Source organism: Paenibacillus oryzae (assembly GCF_001675045.1).
GTDB classification, from domain to species: Bacteria; Bacillota; Bacilli; order Paenibacillales; family Paenibacillaceae; genus Pristimantibacillus; species Pristimantibacillus oryzae.
In genome coordinates this window covers 60,976-84,784 of record NZ_LYPA01000050.1, presented here as the reverse complement: position 1 = coordinate 84,784, position 23,809 = coordinate 60,976, and the positions used below count along the sequence as shown (strand labels likewise).

The 23,809-nt window shown below is 49.8% G+C and carries 17 protein-coding genes; 16 read left to right on the top strand and 1 reads right to left on the bottom strand.

All coding sequences use genetic code 11. From position 1 onward, the window contains the following. The first annotated feature begins 39 nt into the window (after positions 1-39). The 3 genes from A7K91_RS10440 (at position 40) to A7K91_RS10430 (ending at position 5,528) form a co-directional block, all read left to right on the top strand. Complete coding sequence (locus A7K91_RS10440) at positions 40-1,782, top strand: sensor histidine kinase (RefSeq protein ID WP_068682372.1); 1,743 nt, start codon at positions 40-42, stop codon at positions 1,780-1,782. After that, positions 1,775-3,397: a response regulator transcription factor gene (locus A7K91_RS10435; protein ID WP_068682370.1), complete on the top strand. Its 1,623-nt coding sequence runs from the start codon at positions 1,775-1,777 to the stop codon at positions 3,395-3,397. Before A7K91_RS10440 ends, A7K91_RS10435 begins: the two co-directional genes overlap by 8 nt. Before the next feature lie 142 nt (positions 3,398-3,539). Continuing rightward, positions 3,540-5,528 (top strand): glycoside hydrolase family 43 protein, encoded by a 1,989-nt coding sequence (locus A7K91_RS10430; protein WP_245697397.1) that lies wholly within the window; start codon positions 3,540-3,542, stop codon positions 5,526-5,528. Between the two features lie 89 nt (positions 5,529-5,617). Here A7K91_RS10430 and A7K91_RS10425 read toward each other — a convergent pair whose 3' ends face one another. Further along, the gene (locus tag A7K91_RS10425; RefSeq protein ID WP_068682368.1) at positions 5,618-6,781 is read right to left on the bottom strand and encodes a family 8 glycosyl hydrolase; all 1,164 of its coding nucleotides are present in this window, start codon (positions 6,779-6,781) and stop codon (positions 5,618-5,620) included. A gap of 124 nt (positions 6,782-6,905) precedes the next feature. Here A7K91_RS10425 and A7K91_RS10420 point away from each other — a divergent pair, with 124 nt between their 5' ends. The 13 genes from A7K91_RS10420 to A7K91_RS10360 all read left to right on the top strand — a co-directional run bounded on the left by A7K91_RS10420 (position 6,906) and on the right by A7K91_RS10360 (position 23,207). After that, the gene (locus A7K91_RS10420; protein ID WP_082967363.1) at positions 6,906-8,471 is read left to right on the top strand and encodes a response regulator transcription factor; all 1,566 of its coding nucleotides are present in this window, start codon (positions 6,906-6,908) and stop codon (positions 8,469-8,471) included. A gap of 19 nt (positions 8,472-8,490) precedes the next feature. After that, entirely contained in the window at positions 8,491-10,245 is a 1,755-nt protein-coding gene (locus A7K91_RS10415) for a sensor histidine kinase (protein WP_342671734.1), read from the top strand. 100 nt (positions 10,246-10,345) lie between these two features. Beyond that, a complete protein-coding gene (locus A7K91_RS10410) occupies positions 10,346-12,043 on the top strand; it encodes a type 2 periplasmic-binding domain-containing protein (protein WP_068682361.1) in 1,698 nt (565 codons plus the stop codon). Positions 12,044-12,138: 95 nt separating this feature from the next. Then, positions 12,139-13,113 carry an ABC transporter permease gene (locus A7K91_RS10405; RefSeq protein ID WP_068682359.1) on the top strand — a complete coding sequence of 325 codons (975 nt, stop codon included), beginning with the start codon at positions 12,139-12,141 and terminating at the stop codon, positions 13,111-13,113. Positions 13,114-13,130: 17 nt separating this feature from the next. After that, positions 13,131-14,066, top strand: coding sequence for a carbohydrate ABC transporter permease (locus A7K91_RS10400; RefSeq protein ID WP_068682357.1), 936 nt, complete (start codon positions 13,131-13,133; stop codon positions 14,064-14,066). Positions 14,067-14,189: 123 nt separating this feature from the next. After that, positions 14,190-14,735 (top strand): sigma-70 family RNA polymerase sigma factor, encoded by a 546-nt coding sequence (locus A7K91_RS10395; RefSeq protein WP_082967362.1) that lies wholly within the window; start codon positions 14,190-14,192, stop codon positions 14,733-14,735. Continuing rightward, complete coding sequence (locus A7K91_RS10390; RefSeq protein ID WP_068682355.1) at positions 14,732-15,493, top strand: hypothetical protein; 762 nt, start codon at positions 14,732-14,734, stop codon at positions 15,491-15,493. Before A7K91_RS10395 ends, A7K91_RS10390 begins: the two co-directional genes overlap by 4 nt. A 99-nt stretch (positions 15,494-15,592) precedes the next feature. After that, the gene (locus tag A7K91_RS10385; RefSeq protein ID WP_068682353.1) at positions 15,593-16,420 is read left to right on the top strand and encodes an HAD hydrolase family protein; all 828 of its coding nucleotides are present in this window, start codon (positions 15,593-15,595) and stop codon (positions 16,418-16,420) included. A 142-nt stretch (positions 16,421-16,562) separates the two neighbouring features. Further along, entirely contained in the window at positions 16,563-17,624 is a 1,062-nt protein-coding gene (locus tag A7K91_RS10380; protein WP_169833398.1) for an efflux RND transporter periplasmic adaptor subunit, read from the top strand. Between the two features lie 13 nt (positions 17,625-17,637). Further along, complete coding sequence (locus A7K91_RS10375; protein ID WP_068682351.1) at positions 17,638-18,357, top strand: ABC transporter ATP-binding protein; 720 nt, start codon at positions 17,638-17,640, stop codon at positions 18,355-18,357. Positions 18,358-18,433: 76 nt separating this feature from the next. Next, entirely contained in the window at positions 18,434-19,378 is a 945-nt protein-coding gene (locus A7K91_RS10370) for an efflux RND transporter periplasmic adaptor subunit (protein ID WP_245697395.1), read from the top strand. A gap of 49 nt (positions 19,379-19,427) precedes the next feature. Next, positions 19,428-22,316 (top strand): ABC transporter permease, encoded by a 2,889-nt coding sequence (locus tag A7K91_RS10365; protein ID WP_068682347.1) that lies wholly within the window; start codon positions 19,428-19,430, stop codon positions 22,314-22,316. Between the two features lie 3 nt (positions 22,317-22,319). Continuing rightward, entirely contained in the window at positions 22,320-23,207 is an 888-nt protein-coding gene (locus A7K91_RS10360) for an ABC transporter ATP-binding protein (RefSeq protein ID WP_068682344.1), read from the top strand. The last annotated feature ends 602 nt before the right edge of the window (positions 23,208-23,809 follow it).

Below are 23,809 nucleotides of genomic sequence, written 5' to 3'. Positions count from 1 at the left end.
TTAACTCATTAGTAACCTAGCAGCATTGGGGGCATAGAGGTGTTTAAACTTCCGGCAAAGGCTTTGCGAAATACGATTTTTGTCAGACTGCTGACAACTTATTTTTTTATTATTTTGCCCATCATTTTTCTTGGCGTCTATCTCTACAACTGGAGCTATCAAAATGCGAGCGATGAAATATCCAGGAATATGAAGGCGCAGCTTACGGCCTACCTGGATGATCTGAACAGGGAAATTGAATGGATGGAAATTCAGCAATACGACCTGCTGCAGGACGGCGACTTAAACAAAATGGCCCTTATGTGGGATCAAATGAACAGCGTAACCCGGAAAGCAAGCTTGAATGATTTGCTGCCCCGGCTAGTATCTATTAAAAACAGCAGCGCCTTTATCAAGGACGTGGATGTGCATGTACGCTCGATTGACAAAACGATTACGGCAATGACGGGAATTAATCCCTTTGAAGCGGACCGGTACGAGGAGATTGTCCGGGTTAGCGCCCGTCCCAACAGCCGGCCCTTTCGGATTGGCGACTCCTTGCATCTGGCTGCTTTTAAGCAAGGCGCAAAAAAAGGACAGGAGCCGCTGTTTGCCGTAACGATCGAGCTCGACGAGGAGATGCTGAAGGAGTCGCTGATTCAGCTTGGCGTTTATCCCGAGAGCGGTTCCTTCCTGATTTCGGAGCTGTCCGGCTTTACGCTGGCGGACAGTGATGACAACAAGCAGATTATGCAGAGCTATATGGAAGGCGGGAGAATGAACGAAACGTCCTCCCTGGAGGTGAACGGCGCCAGCTATTTGATCGACCAGGCCTACTCCAACGAGCTGAAGCTTTCACTCGTTACGTATTTGCCAACCGATGTGGTCAAAAGACCGCTTGGCAAGTTTTATACCTGGGCCTGGCTTTTTGCGCTGATGTCCCTGCTCGCCATCCTTATTTATGTCGTCTCAACGTACAAATTTGTTCATAAGCCGCTCCTTATTCTAGTCCAAAGCTTTCGCAAGATGGAGGGCGGAACCTTTGACATGCAAATTCAGCATAAGCGCAGCGACGAGTTCGGTTATTTGTACGACCGGTTTAATCATATGCTCAAACGTCTGCAAACGCTCATCGATCAGGATTTCAAACAAAAATTGATGATGCAGAAGGCGGAATTGAAGCAGCTGCAGTCTCAAATTAACCCGCATTTTTTGTACAACAGCTTTTTTATTCTCAATTCATTGGCTAAAACAGGGGATCAGGAGCGCATTGAGCTGTTCACCAACATGCTTGGCGAATATTTCCGCTTTATTACGCGCAACGGCGAGGACAATGTCAAGCTGTCCGACGAAGTCAGGCATTCCCGGATGTATACGGAAATCCAGAAGCTTCGCTTCTCTCGCCGCATTGCCGTCGAATTCCAAGAGCTGCCGGAGGAGCTTGCGCTTGTCAAAGTGCCGCGGCTGATTATTCAGCCCATTATCGAAAATGCCTATGAGCATAGTCTCGAAAAGCTGCCTGGAGAAGGATTGCTGCGGGTTTCATTCGAAGCCACCTCCGATGAAATTCGCATATCGGTGGAGGATAACGGCGCGGACATCACTGACGATGAAATTGCGGAGCTGGAAAAACGGCTGGAGGATACGGATCAAAGTCATGAAATGACGGGGCTCATCAACATACACAGACGGATTGTATTGACATACGGCAAAGGCAGCGGGTTATTTTTGTCCAGAAGCTGTCTGAACGGCCTAAAGGTCGTCATTGTCATTACATTGACGGAGGAGAACCTACATGTATAGATTGCTGGTTGTGGATGACGAGGAAATCATTACAGACGGTTTGTACGAAGTGTTCCATAACTGGATGCCGGATAAGCTCGATGTCTGCCGCGCCTATTCCGGGAAGGAAGCGCTGGGCTGGATGTCGCGCACGAGAATCGACATCGTGCTTACCGATATCCGCATGCCCGGCATGAGCGGACTGGAGCTGAGCGGGCAAATCCGAAGCCAATGGCCCAGATGCAGAGTTGTTTTTTTGACGGGATACAGCGAATTCGATTACGCCTATCAGGCAATTCAGATCCCTAATGCGCGTTATCTGCTGAAAACCGAAGGATATGATAAGGTTATGGCAACAGTTCTGGAGGTTATCCAGGAATTCGAGAGAGACGGACAAATGGGGGAAACGCTGCAAAAGCTGCAGGAGCAGAGCGAAACGCTGGTTTTTTTGGAGCAATGGGAATTATTGCGCCAGCTTATTGCCGACAGCTCTCTGATACAAGGCTCAGGCGAGCGACTGGCCGATGACCTGCGCCGGCTTGATATTCCGCTGAACCCGGACCTGCCCGTCATGCTGACGCTGGGCCGTTTTTCCACTATATCGGGGAAGGCCTATGGCGAAAAAAGAGATGCCTTTAAGGCGGTTCAATTGATCTGGAACTCGTTTATGGGAGACGGCATTTCAAGCGTCGGTATGCTGGATCTGCACGGAGACATGGTGTGGCTGCTGCAGCCGCTGGCGCAGGAGCCGGACAAAAACCTGTCGCTTTACCTGGAAGGCATGCTGGAGCTGATCCAGGAGGCCTGCATGTCGTCGCTCGGGCTTCCCGTGGCGTTTACCTTCAGCGGCTTTGCCTGCCAGTGGCAGAGCATAACGCCTCAATACGACCGGCTGAAACAGCTGCAGCAATTAAAAGTCGGCGACGGCATCTCCATGATTCTGAAGGATCGTACAGAGCCGTCAGAGGCTTATAGCGAAAATGGTGAAATTGCGGCGGCAGTCAGATCGGGCAGTATGGAGGCTCATCTGGAGGCCGGGCGCGAAGCCGATTTTCTGCGGGAGCTGAAGCAGCTGGAAGATGCTGTTCTAAGCAGCAGCGGCAATGTGGAGCTGGCCGCTCAGGCCTATTATTCCGTTGCTCTCGTATTGTTAGCCGGTATGAAAAGGATGGGGCCGCAGGCGCGGGTCGGGGAACGCGAGAGGCTGCTGCGTCTGGACGGGCACGCATCCATAAAAGAAGCGTTTCGTTTCCTGGAGCAAACGGCGGTGGAGCTTTTCCGTTTCAGACGGATGGATGACCGGGACAAAACGAGCCATGTTATTGACCGGATTTGCCAATACATCGAGGATCATCTGGGGGAGGACGTCTCTCTTGTTCATCTTGCCGAGGTTCACTACTTCAATCCCTCCTATCTTTCACGCTTATTCAAGCAGGAGCGCGGGATCAATCTTTCCGAATATATCGACAAATGCAGAATCAGGCGATCCAAGGAGCTATTGAAGGGCGCCGATCTCAAAATAAGGGAGGTCGCGCTGCTGGTAGGCTACGACGCTGCTCACTCCTTCACTCGTTTCTTTAAAAAAGCAACCGGACTGACGCCCCAGGAATACCGCGACAGCTTATATAGACTTTGACAGGTAGAGATACGTGAATCGGCAGGTTGTACGCCGGCGGGCGAGACCGTACACTTTTTAGTGTAAGCCCTTTAGTCTTATCCCGAAGGGCGGGAAAGGCTTGTAGAGGACTTGGACTTAAGAGACAAGGAGGCCGTTTCGCTTGCTGAACAGAAAAAAAGGTCTTCTGTTAGTGGCCGCTGCGGCGCTGACCCTGTCGGTTGTGGCGTTTATCCTTATCAGAGCATCAATGGCGCCTGGTGGTGGAGAGACGTCTGTACTTCCTCCGGCCGCTTATCTGGAGGTCGCAGGAGAGCTGGAGAAACAAGCGGGAAGCGCGCTGCAACTGCGTCTGCTGGCCGATCCATTGCCTGCGGGCTGGAAGGCGGCAAGCCTGGAGGCGTTTGTGCAGCTGCCGGATATGCTTGAGGCGGATGAGGTAGTGCCCAATCCGGACAATCTGGCGGCAGATGAGGTCAGCTTCAGTCCGGCTGATGGAGGCATACGGATTGTCATGCGTAATGGAGACGGGTCTGCCGTTTCTTTTACCAATGAAGCCTCTGGAAATGAGTTGTTGACGCTGATTCTAAAAAGCAATCGGGGGTTGAGAAGCAAAATGAGCGAAGAAATCAAAGTGAACAAGCTGGAAGCAACAATTGAAGGCAAGGAAAATAAGGCATACGATGTGAGCGGAGCAACCGCGTCGGTTGATTACAATCCGCCTGCTGCCGCAGTCGGCAAGCTGCCGCCTAACGGAAACCCGGTAGTCGCCCATAAGTTTGGCGCTGATCCGTACACTCTCGTATTTGACGGACGGGTATATCTGTACAATACCTACGATGTGTTTGAATATGACGCTGCAGGCAACGTCAAGGATAATTCCTACAGCTCCATCAACAGGCTTTCGGTTATATCCTCCGACGACCTGGTCAACTGGACCGATCATGGTTATATCAATGTTGCGGGACGCGAAGGCGCGGCCAAGTGGGCAACGCAATCCTGGGCTCCCGCAGCCGCCCATAAAGTAATCGACGGCAAGGATCAGTTTTTCCTGTATTTCGCCAACAATGCCAGCCATATCGGCGTATTGGTTGGAGACAGCCCGGTCGGCCCGTTTAGAGATCCTATCGGCAAGCCGCTAATTTCAAGGGAAGCGACTCCTGGCGTCAAGGATGTAACCTGGCTGTTTGATCCTGCCGTCCTGATGGATGACGATGGCAAGGCGTATATTTACTTCGGCGGCGGCCTTCCTGAAGGGCAAGCGGCAATGCCGAATACAGCCCGCGTTATGGAGCTTGGCGAGGACATGATAAGCGTCGTGGGCGAAGCCCAGGTTATTCCGGCTCCTTTCATGTTTGAGGACTCCGGCATTAACAAGGTAAACGGCTTATATTACTACACTTATTGCACCAACTTTATTCAAGAGGCTCGCACCGAGGATAGCCCTCCTCCTGGCGAAATTGCCTATATGGTTAGTGAAAGCCCGATGGGCCCATGGACGTACAAGGGAACCATTCTGAAAAATCCGGGTCATTTCTTTGGAGTTGGCGGCAACAATCACCATGCCATTTTCAGCTTTAACGATTCCTACTATATTGCTTATCATGCTCAAACGTTATCCAAAGCAATGGGACATCCCCAAGGCTATCGCTCCACTCATCTGAATGAGGTTGTATTCGAGGAGAACGGCGATATTCGCGAAATCGAGGCTAATTTTGCAGGTGTAGCCCAGGTTGGAACGTTTGATCCGTACGCCTTGAACGATGCGGCGACGGTGGGCTGGAGCGCGGGAATTGCAACCGAGCTGGTTGAAGCGGCTTCGGAATCGAAGGGCCCTTCCGTTGTTGTAACGGACATTCACAATGGCGATTGGCTTGCCCTGTCCAACGTTGATTTTGGGCAAGGCGCAGCTTCCTTTGCTATAACGGCGGCAGTGGAAGAGGGCGGAATTATTGAACTGCGGCTGGACAGTCCGGAAGGGGAAAAAATCGGACAACTGGCTGTTTCTTCCTCGGAAAACGGTGCAGGCTGGCAGGAGTTAAGCACGGAAGTAAAAGGCGCAGCAGGCGTGCATCATCTATATCTGGTATTTAAAGGCAAGGAAGAGGCTTCGCTATTTAAGCTTGAAAGCTGGCAATTCAGCCGCTCCTGATGCTTGAATAATCATTGCAACTCATGCTCAAAGCAAGGAAATAACGCTCCCGATTGCCGATGCCGGCAAATCGGGAGCGTTTTATTGGTTCACTGGGACTGAGCGCCCGGATGATAAATGCGGTAGTTTCCGCTTAACCCAAGCAGGCTGAAAAAATAAAGGCAGTTGTCGTAGTAGCGCCGGCCGCCATCCCGCAGCGGCGTATTCCAAAAGAGACGGACAAAAAATTCGGCGTTGTCGCCCTCCGCCGCCATGGAGGCCATAGCGTTGGTGGCCAGCAAGCCGATGGGGTGAAGAGACGGTTCATCAAAGGCTTTGCCGTCAATTGTGTAACGGCGGTAATCCGAAACGTCGATTCCCCGGAAGAAATGCTGGATGCGGCTGCTTTGTCTGACCTGCCACGGATCGGCCCGGAACCACTCCCAATCCAGCGCAATATTGGCTGCAACCCGGTAAGCATCGCTGTAAAAATGTCTGTAATCGCCATGAGGCTGCACAGGAGCCGGCGTGCCGTCGTAGTTGGCGTATTCAGGCGAAAGGCCAGTGACGGGATGACAGACGGTTTGCAGGTAAGCCCGGCTTGCGGCAGCGGCCTCCTTCCAGAACGGTCGGTCTTCTTCATCGGCCCAAAGGGCAAAAAGCTCGTAAAAATGCGGCAGGTGATAAGAGGGATCGCTAAAGGGAGATTCCGGTATAAATTTAATCAGCTTGGTTTCCGGGTCCCACATGGGATCGCCTTCCCCGTCCTCGCCTTGGTGAAGGCAGGCGCGCAAAATGATTTTGGCCTGGCGGGAATAATCAAACGGCTCTGCGCGGTCTCCCCACCGGTGCGAAGCGAAAAAAAGAGCCATCGCAAAAAATTCTTCTCCATCCGGAGCCGGCCCTTGGGAAATGACCGTGCCATCGGGTCTGCAATGCCATGCAAAATAATGCTTGTAGCGCCCTTCGGTATGCTGCATATAGGTTTTGGCAAAGGTCCATAGCTTGTCGAATTCTTCCTGCTTGTCCATTTGCACGGCCATCATCATCCCGTAGGACATGCCTTCCGTTCGGACGTCATTGTTGCCGGTATCCAGAATATACCCCATATCAGAGCTTGCGGAATAATAAAATCGAATGTTATCATCACCATAAAATAAGTCAGACCATGCCTTTTGCAGCTTTTGTGAAACGGCAGCTTCTCCGTAGCCGAAGCTTTGAAAGCGATTGCGGTAAATCCCGTTGTGGAACGCTCCTTGTTGGTTGCCGGTCATTTTTTTTCAACCTCCCTGATATCTGCTATAGTGACATCATATCATCGTACATGCTTTACTAATTTTAGAAAATGCTTTAAAAACTATAGATTTTTTTATTTCTAATTGAAAGAGGGTCATCGAAATGTATACCGTTATAATCGTGGATGATGAACTGTTTGTGCGAAAGGGCCTTCGCGGGCTAATCGACTGGAGCGGCAATGGTTATGCCGTCATCGACGAGGCGGATAACGGAGATGACGCCTTGGATATCATTAGAAAAGAACGGCCGGATCTCGTTATTACGGACATTCGCATGCCCGGCATGGACGGGATTGAGCTGATACAGGCTGCGTCGGAGCTTGCGCCGGATACCGAGTTCGTCATTATTAGCGGGTATAACGACTTTCGTTACGCCCAGCAGGCCATGCGGTTTGGCGTGACGGATTACGTCCTGAAGCCGATTGACGAGGAGGATATTATCCAGGCGTTGTCCAAGCTTCGGGTTAAATTGTCGGACAAAAAGAAACGGCAGGAAGCAAGCCGGTTGGAGGGCGGAGAAAAACAGATCGAGGCGCTCATTCGGGGGGAATTAAAGGAGGAGGGGCTGCGCGACTGGGCTAGACCGTGGCTGGCTGCAGGCGCGTCAAGCTACAGCTATGCGCTGGTAGAGATGAACGTTGCCCCGCCCTGGAGCCGTGAGGAAATGCTGCCCAAAAAAGTGCAAAAGGAACAAATTCGCGAAGCCATAAGGGCTGAAGCCCCGGCATTTGGAGCCCCTGTTATTTATGAGCACCGCAAAAGCTACGGCTTTGTTGTTCCAGATTTGTACGGCAAGGAGAACCAGAAGGATTTGAGGCGCTTCCTTCAGGGGGTATTGGGAAGAATTCAAAACGGAGATGGAGTAGAACCCCGAATATATGCCGGTCATTCTGTCTCTTCGCTGGAGCAGCTTCAAGCCTCTTACGGCAGCGCAAAGGAAACGGTTGCTTATAAATTTCTGAAACCGGATGATCAGGTATTGCTTCATGCCGATATTGCGGGGGCCTCGCTTTATTACAAATATTTGAGTCATGAGGCGCAGCGCAAGCTTACTGAAGCGATGGAAAGAAACGATAAAGAGGCGATTCGGGGGGCAATTGGCGCCATCATTGACGAATTTCAAAGGGAGCGATTTTCTCCCGAAGCCATCAAAACCGCTATCGTTCAGTGCGTGCTGGAAACAGGCCGCCTGATTCGCGAGCTGCAGGGCGATGAAAAGGAGCTTCGGCATATGGAGGTTGTTATCAGCTGGCATGATCACAACATTACCTTAAACCAGCTTCGGGCAATGCTGGAGGCTTTTTCGATCGAAGCCGCAGAGATGATCGGCGGCTTGACTCGTTCCTCGGCTTTAGGCGTCATTTCCAAGGTCAAGCAATATATGGACGAGCATTTTCACGAAAATATAAATCTTAAGAGCATATCTGCGCAATTTTATATGAATGCTGCTTATCTAGGCCAGCTTTTCAAAAAAACGTATGATGTCTATTTTAACGAATATTTGCTGCAGCTGCGAATCGAAGAGGCCAAGCGGCTGTTGAGGCAAAGCGATTTGCGGGTATACGAAATCGCGAGCCGCGTCGGCTTTAACAAGCCTGACTACTTCGTTACCCAATTCGAGAAGCTGGAGAACATGCCGCCTACCGAATATCGCAATCGCTGGAAATAAAATGCGGGAGGCTGAGCCTTTGAATCTGTTAAACAATATGAAATTGCGCGACAAAATGCTGGCTATTTATTTCCTGTGCGTATTTATTCCGATTTTACTTATAAATGTCATTTTCTATAACATTATTGCGACGAATGTTAAAGAGCAACGGATAAAGGATATTTCGCGAGCCGTGGAGCAAATCGGCAACGATTTCCGGATTTGGGTTGATGATGCGGTTGGGATATCTACATTTTTTTATGCCGATTTCCGCACCAATGAAATATTAGAGCAGGAATATGTACATCCTGAGGATTATGTTGAAGCGTATGACAATTATCTTAGGCGGTCTATGAATGCTTACAATCCTGGCTCGGTGTCCTTCCAGAACATCGTCATTTACGCTGATAATCAAAGCTTGTTGCATTCCGGCTCTATTAGCTATTTGTCGGATGAAATCCGTGCAAAGCCATGGTACCGGGTAACCGCGGAGCAAATGCGCTCGCGGCCTCTGTTTATTCGGACTGAAGAAAAGGACGGAGCAGAGCCGGTTTTTTCCTTGCTGCTGCGCCTGGATTATTTTCCCGATCGTATGAACAAGGAAAAGCTGTTGAAGATAGATTTCAGAAACAACGATCTGGATGAAATGTTAGGCAATTTGAACGTTCCGGGCAATGTTTATCTGATTGATCCGGAAGGAAATATCCAATATGCGATCAGCCGCGAGCCGGATTGGGATAACCGCCAGGTCATTGCTTTTGATTCCATTCCGGATTCCCGTCTTATACAGTTTAAAAGCGAATTCAGTGATATTAATTATTTGCGCGGCTGGCGCATTGTCGGCACGGTCGATAAGGATGAAATCGCCAGTCAGGTATGGAAGTCGCGCGATTTTATAGTGTGGTCAGCCTGTTTGATGCTGACTGTGCCAACCCTGATCATCTTGTTGATGTCCCGATCCATAAACAAACGAATAGTCAGAATATTAAAGCATATGAAAAAAGTAAAAAGCCAAAGCTTCGAAATTATTCAGGACTCCGACTCGCGTGATGAAATCGGACAGCTGACGCTGGAATTTAATCGAATGACTCTGCAAATCAAGTCGCTGATTCAGGATGTTTATCTGGCTGATATCCAGACGAAATCGCTGGAATTGGAAAGACGCCAGGCTCAGCTAAATGCGCTGCAAAGCCAGGTTAACCCTCATTTCCTCTTTAATGCTCTGGAGACCATCCGTATGCGGAGCTTGCTGAAGCAGGAGGAGGAAACGGCTCATATTATTCATAGCATGGCCAAAATTTTCCGCAGCTCGTTAACCTGGAGCAAGGACCGAATTACGGTTAATGAGGAGCTGGTGTTCATTCGCTGCTTCCTGGATATTCAAAAATACCGCTTTGAGGACAAGCTGGATTTTACTATTAATGTTTCGCCGGAAGCGCAACGCTGCTTGCTTCCCAAAATGATTTTTTTGCCCTTTGTTGAAAATGCATGCATCCACGGCATAGAACCAATGAAGCAAGGCGGAAGAATTGATATTTCGATCGAGGAAGCCCATGGAAAGCTTGTTTTTGAAATTATGGACAACGGGATTGGCATGGCGGATGAAAAGGTGGCGGAGCTTCGGCATTACCTGATTTCGGATGAAATTATGGGCGAAAGAATCGGCATTCAAAACGTCGTTTACCGCAGTAAGCTTATGTATGGTGAGGGCTTTACCTTTGATATTCAGAGCAGTCCCGGTCAGGGAACTTTTGTTAGACTTTCCATTCCATATGAGAGTGAAACCTATAATTAATAAAACAGAATCAATAATTTAGGCGGTAATCAAGCGGGGCAATCAATTCTATACTGTAGTTGCACGACCAACTTAGTTCGAGAGAGGGGTAAAAAGAGCAATGAAAATGAAAAAACGTTTGCTACTCGGTCTGACGGCTGCCCTGTTGGTATCGGTTGTCACCGCTTGTTCCGGCAATACGAACAAACCGGCTGCTACAGGATCGACCAACGACGGCTCAAGCACACCGACATCGACAACACAAGAGAAAGTAACCTACACCATTTACAACGGCGTTGCGGGCACCAAGGACATCAACACCAATGAAACAACAATCGGCAAAATGCTTGAAGATCAAACTGGAGTAAACTTCAAGCTTGAGTTTTTGGTAGGCGATTTGAACACCAAAATAGGAACAATGATTGCATCCGGCAAATATCCCGAAGTTCTGATTCCGGACGCTGCGATGGAAGAGGTTTTAAATGCAGGCGCTTTTATTGAGCTGGATAAATTAATTGAAGAGCATGGCCCGAATATTAAACGGGTTTACGGTCCTTACCTGGATCAAATGAGAGATAAAGACGGCAAGCTGTACATTCTTCCGATTGCCGTTCAAGTTGGCGATTATGTACCGGACCCTGAGCCGGGAGCGGCTTTCTGGATTCAACGCCGCGTTCTGGAAGAAGCAGGTTTCCCTAAAGTGAAAACGCTTGATCAATACATTGAGCTGATTACCAATTATGCGGAAAAGCACAAGGATGAAAACTTGACAGGCATGGTTTCACTGACGCATGACTGGAGATTTTTCGCCACTGCCAACCCGCCAATGCATTTGATGGGTTATCCAAACGAAGGCAACGTAATGGTAGATCTGAACAGCCACGAAGCCAAAACGTATGCGGCAACCGACGCAACCTACAAATGGTTGAAAACGCTTAACGAGCTGAATGCAAAAGGTTTGTTCGACAAGTCCTCCTTTGTTGACAACTATGACCAATATATCGCCAAGCTGACCTCCCATAAAGTATTGGGCTTCTTCGATTACAGATGGCAGGTTCAGAATGGCTTGAACGTACTGACTGACGCTGCGCGCAAGGATCCGTCTCTGGATGCCTACAACTACTTCCCGCTGCCGGTAACGTTTGACGAGCAAACGCCTGACGCTTACATTGATCCGCAAGGCGGTCTTGTCACTAACCGTGGTATCGGCATTACCGTAAGCGCCAAAGATCCGGTTCGCATTATTAAATATTTTGACAACCTGTTGACCGAGGAAAATCAGACATTGACCTCATGGGGTATTCAGGGAGAAACATACGAAGTTGACGATAACGGCCGTTACTACCGTACTGCGGAGCAAATTGCCAAAATCGACGAAGCTTTCAATGAAAAGTTCGGCTTCAAGCAATACGGCTGGAACTGGCCTAGCTACAACGCCAACTCCACACTGGCTAACGGCAACGCCAAGGCTGTGCTTTATCAGCCAGAGGTATTCCAAATGAGACTGACGGATAGCGACAAGCGCTTCCTGGACAAATACGGCGCAAAAACCTACAGCGAAATGTTTGCTGAACCGGTCTATCGTCCATGGTATCCGGCATGGGGCTTTGCCAAGGAGCAAAATTCTCCTGAGCAAATGTGGGAAACAAGCAAGGACGAGATAACGAAAAAGCATTATCCAAAATTGGTATTGGGCGCACCGGATAAATTTGAAGCGAACTGGGAGGAATATCTGAAAGACTTCAACAAGCTTGATACTGCCGGCTATGAGAAGTGGACAACCGAGCAAGTTAAGATAAGAGTCGAAGACGCAAAATAAAGAAACAGGTAGCCAGGCCGGGAGCGCGGAGTGATCCGCTCTCCCGCGAGGCTCCGCTGCGATTTCGCGATATGGCATCGGAAGGAGAATGCAAGATGGAGAACAATACTGCCCAGGCGGCAGTTGCAGCAGGAGCACAACGCAAGACGTCGCGCTTAGGAACGTTTGCGCGTAAGCTCAAGCAACAACGCGTTCTGGTGTTTATGTCGATTCCGTTTGTAATTTGGCTGTTTATTTTTAAATATGTCCCGATTTGGGGCTGGACCATTGCGTTTCAGGATTTTAAGCCGGCTCTCGGCTTCTGGGATCAAACGTGGATTGGCTTTGACCACTTCAAGTTTTTGTTTGGCGACGAAAGATTTCTGCGAGTATTGCGCAACACTCTTGTGATGAGCGGCATCAATCTGGTATTTGGTTTCCTTACAGCAATTACGCTTGCATTGCTTCTTAATGAAATCCGCAGGGTAGCGTTCAAGCGGGTCGTTCAGACCGTCAGTTATTTGCCCCACTTTATTTCCTGGGTTGTAGCAGCAAGCATTATTCAGACAACCTTGTCACCGGATGGCATCATTAACCAGGTTCTGGTCTGGTTAGGCTTTATTGATAAAGGAAATGAAATTTTGTTCTTAGGCATTCCGCATCAGTTCTGGACTATTTTTGGCGCCAGCTCGATCTGGAAGGATCTTGGCTGGAATACGATCGTTTATTTGGCCGCGATGACCACCATTGACCCAGCCCAATACGAGGCGGCGGAAATAGATGGAGCAGGCCGATTCAAAAAGATGTTTTACATTACCCTTCCGGGAATCAAAGCGGTTGTTATCGTTTTGCTAATTATGAATATCGGCTATTTGATGGAATCGGGATTTGAGCCGCAATATTTGCTGGGCAATGGGCTTAACGTGGACTATTCCGAAAACATTGATATATTTGTTTTGAAATACGGCATTAACCAAAGCAACTTCTCGCTTTCCATTGCGGCGGGCATGTTCAAGACAGTCGTCAGCTTTATTCTGTTGTTTGCCGCCAATAATCTGGCGAAAAGAATGGGCGAATCCAGGTTATTCTAGAAGGAGGGTGCAGGGAAATGGCTTCAGGCAGTGTCAAAGCAGCTAAAAGATACAAAATTAAAAAGTCGACGGGCGACCATATATTTGATATTTGCAACTACACATTTATGATCCTGTTAATGATTGTAACCTTGTATCCGTTTCTGAATGTGCTTGCGGTTTCATTCAACCAGGCACAGGATACGATCAAGGGCGGGATTTATCTGGTTCCACGCATATGGACGCTGGATAATTACGCCTACATTTTTAGAGAGGCTACCATTTTCCACGCGTCATTTATTTCCGTATTGAGGACCGTGGTCGGGACGGTATTGACCGTATTTTGCTCAGCCATGGTGGCGTATACGCTGACCAAGCAAGAATATGTATTGCGTAAATTTGTAACGATCGCTTTTATATTGACGATGTATTTTAACGGGGGACTTATTCCAACCTTTTTGCTGATGCGCGATCTGAATTTGATCGGCAGCTTCTGGGTCTATATCTGGCCGGGTTTGATTGGCGTATTTAATCTCATTATTATTCGCTCCTTTATTGAAGGCTTGCCGGAAAGCATTCTGGAATCGGGCAAAATTGACGGTGCCGGGGAATTCCGTACATTTGTCAGCATCGTGCTGCCCCTTACGACTCCTGTGCTTGCAACGGTGGCTCTATTCTCAGGGGTTTTTCAATGGAATCAGTGGTTTGACGTATTTCTGTACAATTCCTCTGATATTGACCTAAGCACGCTGCAATATGAGCTGCAGAAAATTTTGCAAAACTCCAATACAACCAATAGCTCAGGCTCTATTTCCGGCATGATTAGCGGCATGAGCGGCGCACAAAGTTCAGTGACGCCATTGTCCGTGAGGGCGACGATGACGATTGTGGCTTCCGTGCCGATTATTATGGTTTATCCGTTCCTGCAAAAATATTTTGTAAAAGGCATGATGGTTGGCGGAGTAAAGGGTTAATTCATGAGTTCCAAAAGCAATGGCGCTTTTTCCACAAGGTGGAGGGAGCGCTGTTTGCCTTTTTGGCGAACGATTATGCGGCAGAGGGCCAATATATGATATAACCAGCTAGGGGGTGACAGATTGTTGGAATCAAACGCTGAGGTTCATAAAGTATTGGCTGGTGATCAGGAGGCTTTTTCGGAGCTGTACAATGAAACCATTCATTCCATTTACCGGATGCTGTATTTTTTAACGGACAGCAAGGAGGACCTGGACGATATCGTACAGGATGTTTATGTGGAGCTGTACAGGAGCTTGCCCCGATTTGACCCGTCCCGTTCCCTGCGAGCATGGCTGTACGGGATTGCGATCCGGCAGCACCAGTCCTATCGCAGAAAAAAGTGGAGACAGGCACGCAAGGACAACAAGGAGAAGCAGCTTCAAGCCGCTCCGGTCGAGCTGGATTTTTCGGGCGCGGTTATAGAGAGGTTATCAGCCGACGATGCGGTAAGGGAGATTGAAGGCTTGTCCTATAAGCTGAAGCAGGTTGTCATCCTGCGCTACTTAAATGATTTGTCGCAGGAGGAAATTGCGGAAATTGCCGGTATCCCGTTGGGTACAGTCAAGTCGAGATTAAATCTGGCCTTAAGAAAACTAAGAACGACAATACGGAGGAATGTAGAATGACAGATCAAGATCGCGATATAGCCATTTTGTCAGCATTACGGAATCAGGCGGCTGAAATCGAACCCCCGATGGAGCTTAAGGGCAAAATATTCAAGGAGCTGGAGCTTTGGAGCGACGGAGGCGGCTTCCTGGGCAAGGTGACGGTAGCTTCGCTGGAGGCGGATGATCCCTTCGATCAGCTAGTTGGCGGGTTGCCGCCGGGATCGGGCATTGCCATTTATAGTCTGACTGACAATCCCGACCGTACGGTCAGCAATCAGACGAATTATGAGCATGTGCTTTGGAGCGGCGGTCTGGAGGCGCTTCTTCAGGAGATGCAGCCTTATGTCATTAAACTGCCCCGGAGCGAGGTCATTACGGAAATTTACGTTATGTATGGATTTGGTTCACTGGATGATAGCGAAATATCCGCTATGCGCGAGGAAGCGGAGAAAAGCGGGAAAACGGTTGTACGTCCGCTGCCGCCAAGCGGAAAAATGGTTGGCTTCAAGCTGAATTGCGAGGATGGCGGGTCCCGATGGGAGCAGCATGTGCTGACAACGACCAAAAACCGGGTTCATGTGCCCGATCTTTCCACGCATGAGGTAGAGCAAACCCTCGTAAACCGCCATAAGGCCGTATATTTGGGCGATGCGTTCAACCGCCAGCTTTTGTGGATTGAGGAAGAAGACGGCCAACGGCTGCAATATGAAATTCGCACCAGCGATTTCGACAAAGATCAGGTTATGAAATTGGCTCTTAGTATTACTAATAAGTGATTACGGGAGAGACTTCGTTTAATTAACTACCAGGGGCTGTCCGAAAGCTTCCAAGACATCCTTCTTTTGGACAGCCCCATCAAGACAAGGAGGTATTTTGTGAGCGTTTTATACGTTTCGGACCTGGATGGCACTTTATTGAACGATAAGCAAGAGATAGAGAATGAATCCATAGAAATTATTAATCATCTGATCGTCGACAAGGGAATGAACTTTACTATCGCAACAGCCCGTTCCATAGAGTCCGTAAGGGAAATCGTTAAAGGATTGCGTTTAAAGATGCCTATGGTTTTAATAAATGGAGTTTTTATTTTTGATGCTGCAAAATCCCGTAACATTAAGGAAAATTATTTGCCGGGTCCACTGGCTGCTCAGGTCCTCAAAGCTTATTTGGAATCTGGCCTTAATCCTATCGTGTATACCATTGATTCGGCTGGAAATGCTCATATTTACTATAGAGGCATTTTTAATAAAAGCGAGGAGAATTACATAGCAAACAGGCTGAGCAAGGGAGATCGGAGATTCAGATGCATTGGCGATTATGATGAATGCTTTAATGAGCATATACTTACGGTAAATGCAATAGATAAGCCGCAAAAGCTTGTCAAAGCTTTTCAAGTCTTTAGCGATAACGAGGAATGCACCTGTCATTATGGCCCGGACATCTACACCCCGCCATTTAACTGGCTGGAAATTTCGAGTCGTTATGCAACAAAAAAAGAAGCAGTTCTTTATTTGAAAAAAGAATTCCATTTTGAAAAAGTGGTTTGTTTTGGAGACAACCTCAATGATCTAAGCATGTTTGAAGCAGCGGATGAAAAGTATGCGGTTAGCAATGCACATGCAACGATATTAAATACAGCAGACAAAATCATTGAAAGCAACAACAATAACGGGGTAGCAAAATTTTTGAAAGCAGCCTTTTGAGTTGTGTGCTGGCAATGAATCATAGCAAATGACATGTGAACACCTATAATCAGACGGGCGCTGATTAGGGTGTTCTTATTTTATAATAGCGATAAACAGAGGAAACGCAGCTGGCAATAAGCCAAGCGGAGGAGGCTTTACGGTGGTTGATCGACAAAAAGGAGGCGGCAGTTCAATTCTTCCTGGCAAGGGGTTTGCAGTGCGGCTAGGCGGTTGCGTTTTGGCGGTTCTGCTGCTGGGCGGCTGCGCTTTGGGAGAGAGCAAACCCGCTGATTTGGCGGCTCCTTTATTTCAGCCCCCGGAGGAGAAGGTTGAAACGGCAATCGCTTCAAGAGGAACAATCGAAACCAGGCTGCGCGGCAATGCAACCTTTGTGCCGTCCCGCGTAACGAAGCTGGTTGTTGGAAGCTCCGGCGGGGTTATTAAAGCTTATTATGCCGAAACGGGAAAAAAGGTTGAAAACGGCGAAGTGTTGGTGCAGCTGGAAACGGGAGAGCTGGAGGACCGGATCGAGCTGCAAAAGCTGAATGTAGAAAGGGCAGTCCTTCTATATAAAGAGACAGCTGGAATGGATGGCGACGAAGTTGCGCTGCTGTCCAGGGAGGCCGATCTGGAGCGGGAAACGGCTGCGCTGCGCGCGCTTACGACTCGATTGGCAGACTCGGAGCTAAAAGCGCCTTTTGAAGGCATTGTAACCTTTGCCGAGAAGCTGAAAGCAGGCAACAGCGTGCAGCCCTATCAAGCCATTGCAACCGTGGCGGATCCTTCCAGCCTGCAACTGGTGTATAGCGTCAAACAGCCTTCCGAGCTGCTTGGCGTGGAGACGGGCATGCCGGTTGAGGTGACGTATAAAGGAAAGCTTTATGAAGGAAAAGTTGTGCAGTCGCCCTCTGCTTTGCCTATGCGGGCTGATCCCCGAAATAAACTCCAGCATGCCACCCGAATTATTATTGATATGGACCAGCTTCCTCCCGAAGCCGTTATAGGTCATAGTGCGGAGATCGCAATAACCCTTCAACAAAGGGAAAACACCATCATTGTTCCGCGAACATCAGTATTTTCTCTCTCCGGCAGCAATTATGTGCAGATTTTGGAGGAAGGAAGCCGTTTGGTGAGGGATGTCGAGACGGGGCTGACGTCCGGTTCGGACATTGAAATTGTTAAAGGCATAGAGGAAGGGCAGCAGATTGTTTTGAATCCGTGAGGAGGAGCTATTATTGGAAGCGTGTCGTACCAACGATGGGGAAACGTTATTGAAGGCCGTTGGCATACGGCGGGTATTCGGTAAAGGCCAAACTGCTGTGACAGCGCTTGCAGATATTCATTTGAATGTAAAGACAGGTACGCTGGTTGCGCTTAAGGGGCGTTCGGGGTCAGGGAAAACAACACTGCTTAACATCCTGAGCGCCCTGGATGAGCCGACCGGTGGACAGGTATTTCTGCAAAATAGAGAAATAACGGCCTTGTCGCCTCTGGAGAGAAGCCGGTTGCGGCGAAAGGAGCTGGGGCTTATTTTCCAATCCTTTGGCTTGATTCCCCTCATGTCCGCCTATGAAAATGTGGAATACGGCTTGCGCATCGCAGGCGCGCCATCAAGCGGCAACCGCGAAGCGGCGATCGAGGCACTGGAGAAGGTTGGCATGAAGGACAGAATGAAGCATCGCCCCATGGAGCTCTCAGGCGGAGAGCAGCAGCGCGTGGCCATTGCGCGGGCGATTGCGCACAAGCCGACCTTGCTGATTGCGGATGAACCAACTGCGGAGCTGGATAGCAGAATGGGTTACCAGGTAATGAAGGTATTTCGCGAGCTGGTGCAGAAGGCCGGCATGACGATTGTGATGACAACGCATGATCCCGGAATTATGGAGCTTGCCGATTATGTTGTGGCATTGGAGGATGGACGTATTGTTACGCAAAATCAACTCTCGGCGGATTAGCCGTTCGCGCTTCAAACAGCTGGCGGCAATATGGATTATTGCATGTATTGTCCTCTCGGGATGTTCCCTTCTTCCAATGGAGGAGGAAACCGTGCAGCCCCCCCTTATTCAGCCGACGGAGGAGGAGCTAAACCTCGTGCAGGCGGTCAAGGGAAATATCCAGACGTATCTCAGAGGCACGGCCCGTTTTGTATCCGCTGCCACGGAGGAGGCTTCATTTCTTGAATCCGGCGGAAAGGTACAGTCGGTAAATGTTGCGGTGGGAGATTCCGTCAAAGCGGGGGATGTGCTGGTGGAGCTGGACAGCGGCGATCTGGAGCTGCAGCTCCGGCTACAGAAAATGAATGTTGAGAAAGGCTGGCTGCAGTACAGGCAGTCCAAAATGTCCGACGTGTCCGAGACGGAGCTGCGTCTGCGCGAAATCGATCTGGAGCGGGAAACGCTGCTGCTGGAATCTATGGAGAGCCGGCTGGAAAATTCCAGATTATACGCTCCGATTGATGGCGTCGTTATTTTTGCGGAAACGTTGCAGACGGGCGATACCGTAAGCGCCCATCAGACCATTATGACCATCGCCGACCCTGCCCGCATACAGCTGACCTATACGGCAGGAAGTCCCAAGGATTTGATGATGGTGGAAACCGGCATGCCGGTTCAGCTGAGATACAAGGGAAAGGCCTATGATGGTACGGTGCTGCAAACTCCGGCCAATGCTCCGCTTACAACAGATGAAATTCAGACGGAGCGAAACGCGGTTTTGCTTATTGTTGAAATGGAGAAGCAGCCGGAGGATGTGCAGATCGGGCATAGCGCGGAAATGATCATAGAGCTGCAAAATCGCGCCGACGTTATTCTGCTGCCCCGTTCGGCGGTGCGTTCCTACATGGGGCGCAGCTATGTGCAAATTGCGGACGGAAGCCAGCGCCGGGAGGTAGATGTGGAGGTTGGTCTTACGACAGCGACCGAAGCAGAAATCGTATCCGGGCTGGATGAGGGGCAGATGGTGGTCGTAAACCACTAAACCCGCAGCTGCATGCCCGACAGGGACGAAAAATAAATGAGGTGTGCATATGGCCTTGTGGACCATGATCCTTCGCAAGATGGCCAGCAATAAATGGCTGCAATTAAATCTATGGTTCGGGCTTACGATATGCGTAGCGCTGTTCAGCTCGATGCCGCTTTATTCCGAAGCGATTCTTCAGCGAACGCTGCAAAAGGAGCTTCAAAGGCTGCAAAGCGAAAGCTTCGTCTATCCCGGCTATGTCCGGGCTGCAACAACGATTTCTTCAAGCAAAAGCGCCGAGGATACGGCGGAAGCGATTGCCCGGGCCGACCGTTATATGGAGGGGCTTCCCGCAAGAGCAGGACTGGAGCAGATGTCCGCTTACCGGCAGCGCGCCACGCCAAAAATGAAAGTTTATGGAGCCGACGCCAGCGAGGCGGAGAAGCAGGCTCAGAAAACCTCCGGCGCCTTCAAGTCGCTATCCGACATGGAATCAAGGGTAAAGCTCATCGAAGGAAGAATGCCTGCTGACCGTACAGACGGCGTATTCGAGGCGCTGGTGACGCAGCGGTTTCTATTTGCCGCAAAGCGGGGATTAGGCGAAGAGCTCGTCGCGGAATACCCGGAGCAGGAGAAGGTTCTGTTCAGAGTTGTACCTGTGGGCATCATTGAAACGGACCCTGAGGCAGACCCGTATCTGCCTTTTTTGACCACAGAATCTACGGATGGCTTTCTTGTGCCTTTCCAGCAGTTCGAGCGGGAGTTCGTGCAGGGAGGAAAGGCGAGAGTTTCAGAGCTGGAATGGCGCGTTGCTTTAAATTACAGCGGCTTGAAGCTGGAGAATATGGAGGCTTTTACAAAAGCAAGCACAGAGCTCCGTCGCTACTTCCGGGGACGGCTTGGAGCCGATGAAGTAAACGTTCCGGCCCTTCAAACCATTGCCTCCTACGAGGGAAAGCGGGAAAAGCTGGATCTGATGATGCTTTCCCTTTATTCGCCGGTTATGATGATGCTTGCTTTTTATTTGTATATGGCGGCCAATTTGATTATCGAGCGCCAGAAGACGGAAATTGCCGTGCTTCGCAGCCGGGGCGCAAGCCGTCTGCAAATTATGACGGCATATACCTTCGAAAGCCTTTTACTGGGAGGAGCGGCATTGGCGGCAGGCCCGTTTTTGGGCGTTGCCATTACAAGAGTGCTGGGCGCGTCCAGCGGTTTTCTGGAATTTGTGCAGCGATCTGCGCTCGAGGTGGCGCTAAGCGGCATTGCCTACAAAATCGCTGCCATCGCAGTTGGAGCGGCCATTATTCTGATTCTGATTCCGGCCTTCGCGGCAACTAGAACAAGCATAGTAGCGCGCAAGCAGGCTACAGCCCGGCTTGCGGGGATGTCGTTTTGGCACAAAACGGGAGCCGATATTGCGCTCATTGCGCTATCTCTTTATTTATTGCATAACTTCAATAAAAGACAGGAGGATCTGAAGCGTCTGGCAATTGATTCCGATGCGCTTCAGATAGACCCGATGCTGTTCCTGCTGCCTGCCTTGTTTGCGCTTGGCTGCGGTCTCCTGGCTCTTCGTGTATATCCATGGCTGATCAAGCTGGTGTTCCGGGCGGGGCAGCGCTGGTGGCCGCCCTCCATGTACGGGACGCTTGTGCAGGTCAGCCGCTCCTCCGGGCAATACCTGACGATTAAGGTATTTCTTATTATGACGGTTGCAACAGGCATTTTCAGCGCAAGCTCGGCCAGAACGATCAATGATAATCTGGAGAGTAAAATCAGGTACAACGTTGGAGCGGATATGGCGCTGACAACCCGCTGGAAGAGCGATGCTCCTGTTACGATCATGGCGGGAGGCGCTCCGCAGCAGCTTCAAGGGGATAGCGGCTCATCAACCGCAACAACTGCGCGCCGCGTGCAATATACGGAGCCGCCGTTTGCCCCGTTTCAAGAGCTGGAGGGAGTAGCGGCTGCTTCCAAGGTGTTCAAAAAGGAGGATGCGCGTTTCAGCGCGCCTGGCAGCGGCCAGGCTGGCCGAACAACGCTGATGGGCATTCATACGCAGGATTTTGGCAATACGGTATGGATGAAGGACTCCTTGCTGGAGCATCCCATCAACAGCTATTTGAATTTGATTGCGCCTGATCCTCGGGCTGTGCTGATATCGCGTTCCATTGCAGAGGAGGCTAAGCTGAAGCCTGGCGATCCGCTGCGGATTTCATGGGACGGCGTGGATCAAACGACCTTTACGGTCTACGGAATTATCGACTATTGGCCAAGCTGGAATCCGCTTCCCGATGGCCCAGTGCAGGAGGATGGAAAAGTCGTTGCACCGCGTCTTGTCGTAGGACATCTGGCTACCATTCAGAACCGTCTCGCTGTGGAGCCTTATGAGGTATGGCTGAAGTTGGAGGATGGCGTATCCAGCAGCGATATTTATAGCCAGCTTTCGGAACGCAAGGTTGCCGTTAGCGGACTGAAGGATGCACAGCAGGCTCTGAGCCAATCCCGCAACGACCCGTTCCGCATGGCGATTAATGGCGTCATGACATTGGGTTTTGTCATTTCCATGGTGATTTGCTTTTTTGGCTTTTTGCTGTTTTGGGTGCTTACCTTGTCGGGAAGAACGCTTCAATATGGAGTGCTGCGGGCGATGGGCCTGCCGTTTCCTCAGCTTTTTGGGATGCTGGCGGCTGAGCAGCTGTTGACCTCCGGGGCGGCGGTTTTGATGGGTGTTTTAATTGGCAATCTCGTTAGCGAGCGTTTTGTGCCTCTGTTTGAAATGTCGTTTGCCACAACGGAGCAGGTGCCGCCATTCGAGGTCGTCTACCGGGCCAGTGATTATATACAGCTATACGGAATTGTTGGTTCAACATTAGGCCTGGGGCTTCTGCTGCTTGGCTATCGTCTGTCGCGAATCCGGATCGCATCGGCGTTAAAGCTGGGAGAGGAGTAGACTATGATTCATTGCGAAGGGCTTGTGAAAATTTACAAGACGGCAGACCTGGAAGTGGTTGCCTTGCAGGGGCTGGACTTGACCGTGGAGGATGGCGAGCTGATGGCCATCATCGGAAATTCCGGCAGCGGCAAATCCACCCTGCTCAATATGCTGGGCGGCCTGGATAAGCCCTCTGCCGGCAAGCTGAGAGTGGGCGGGCGGGATTTGCTGACCTTTCGGGAACGAGAGCTTGTCGCCTACAAGCGAGAGCTGGTCGGCTTTGTCTGGCAAAACAATGCCCGCAACCTGATCCCGTATTTGACCGCGATGGAAAATGTCGAGCTGCCTATGCTGCTGCATGGTAAGCGGCGTCGGGAGAGAGCAAGGGAGCTGCTGGAGGCGGTTGGCCTTGGCGGCAAAATGAAAAATCGGCTCAGCGAGCTGTCCGGCGGCGAGCAGCAGCGTGTGGCAATCGCCATTGCGCTGTCCAACCGGCCTCGTCTTCTGCTGGCGGATGAACCAACCGGCTCGCTGGATTCCAGAACCTCGGAGCAGGTGCTGGACCTGTTCCGGGAGCTGAACCGGACAACGGGGATTACGATTGTTATCGTCACGCATGACCCGTTGCTGGCGCGCAAGGTGGACCGCGTTGTTCAAATACGCGACGGCAAAACCTCAGCGGAAATACTCCGCAAGGGTCAAGGAAGCGGAGAGCAAGACGGTCTGGAGGTAGCTGCCGAGCAGCAAGAGGACAGCCACGTTGAATATGCGGTCCTCGACAAGGCGGGCCGTCTGCAAATACCCGCCGGTTATTTGGAGGACGGCGGCTTTCATCGCAGCAACAAGGTGCGGGTGGAGGTTGAGGACGGCAAAATCGTGCTGTATCCTCCCGATAAGGACTCGGCATAGATTAGTAAGGCTATTTCTATCAAGCAGATTCTTAAGCAAAATCTCAAGCAGAATCGGATAGGGCTTCTGCCGGTATTTTCTCTTAAAAAGTTAGAGGTAAACTATTCGTTTACCCTAACTTTTTTTGTGCAGATTTTAGTGTAAAGGGGTGTATGTTTATCGTACAAAGTGGTAAAAGGTTCCTTTATCGTACAAACGAAACAAATATCAAGGATGAGCCATTTCTATTGTTTGTAGAATCACACAAACTCGCCATGGGATGGAGTATTACAGTTATAAATTTATATTTGTTTAAAATATGGTTTATTTAGTTAAATAAATAAACAAAAGAATTCTTATTAATAATCAAAAAAATACCTCATATGGGTTATATTATTTAAGGAAGAGTTTGGTATACTTTAAGTGTGATGGAAATCACAATTAAATTTTCTTGTGAGAGGAGGAGAAACATATGGCTTGCCCAACTGGTTATGTTCAATTAAACGTGACTTATGGACAATATTGTGGCTGGACTGCTTGCAGCACAACGCAACCAATTTATAAGAAACGGAATTATGCAGAATACTCTTGCATGAAAGATGGAAGGGTTGAGACTCATACTG

What these genes read in the sequence shown, in the direction of transcription:
- A7K91_RS10400 (WP_068682357.1), top strand. Translation starts at nt 13,131, where the DNA reads ATGGCTTCAGGCAGTGTCAAAGCAGCTAAAAGATACAAAATTAAAAAG.
- A7K91_RS10405 (WP_068682359.1), top strand. Translation starts at nt 12,139, where the DNA reads ATGGAGAACAATACTGCCCAGGCGGCAGTTGCAGCAGGAGCACAACGC.
- A7K91_RS10435 (WP_068682370.1), top strand. Translation starts at nt 1,775, where the DNA reads ATGTATAGATTGCTGGTTGTGGATGACGAGGAAATCATTACAGACGGT.
- A7K91_RS10365 (WP_068682347.1), top strand. Translation starts at nt 19,428, where the DNA reads ATGGCCTTGTGGACCATGATCCTTCGCAAGATGGCCAGCAATAAATGG.
- A7K91_RS10410 (WP_068682361.1), top strand. Translation starts at nt 10,346, where the DNA reads ATGAAAATGAAAAAACGTTTGCTACTCGGTCTGACGGCTGCCCTGTTG.
- A7K91_RS10420 (WP_082967363.1), top strand. Translation starts at nt 6,906, where the DNA reads ATGTATACCGTTATAATCGTGGATGATGAACTGTTTGTGCGAAAGGGC.
- A7K91_RS10425 (WP_068682368.1), bottom strand. Translation starts at nt 6,781, where the DNA reads ATGACCGGCAACCAACAAGGAGCGTTCCACAACGGGATTTACCGCAAT.
- A7K91_RS10390 (WP_068682355.1), top strand. Translation starts at nt 14,732, where the DNA reads ATGACAGATCAAGATCGCGATATAGCCATTTTGTCAGCATTACGGAAT.
- A7K91_RS10360 (WP_068682344.1), top strand. Translation starts at nt 22,320, where the DNA reads ATGATTCATTGCGAAGGGCTTGTGAAAATTTACAAGACGGCAGACCTG.
- A7K91_RS10370 (WP_245697395.1), top strand. Translation starts at nt 18,434, where the DNA reads ATGGAGGAGGAAACCGTGCAGCCCCCCCTTATTCAGCCGACGGAGGAG.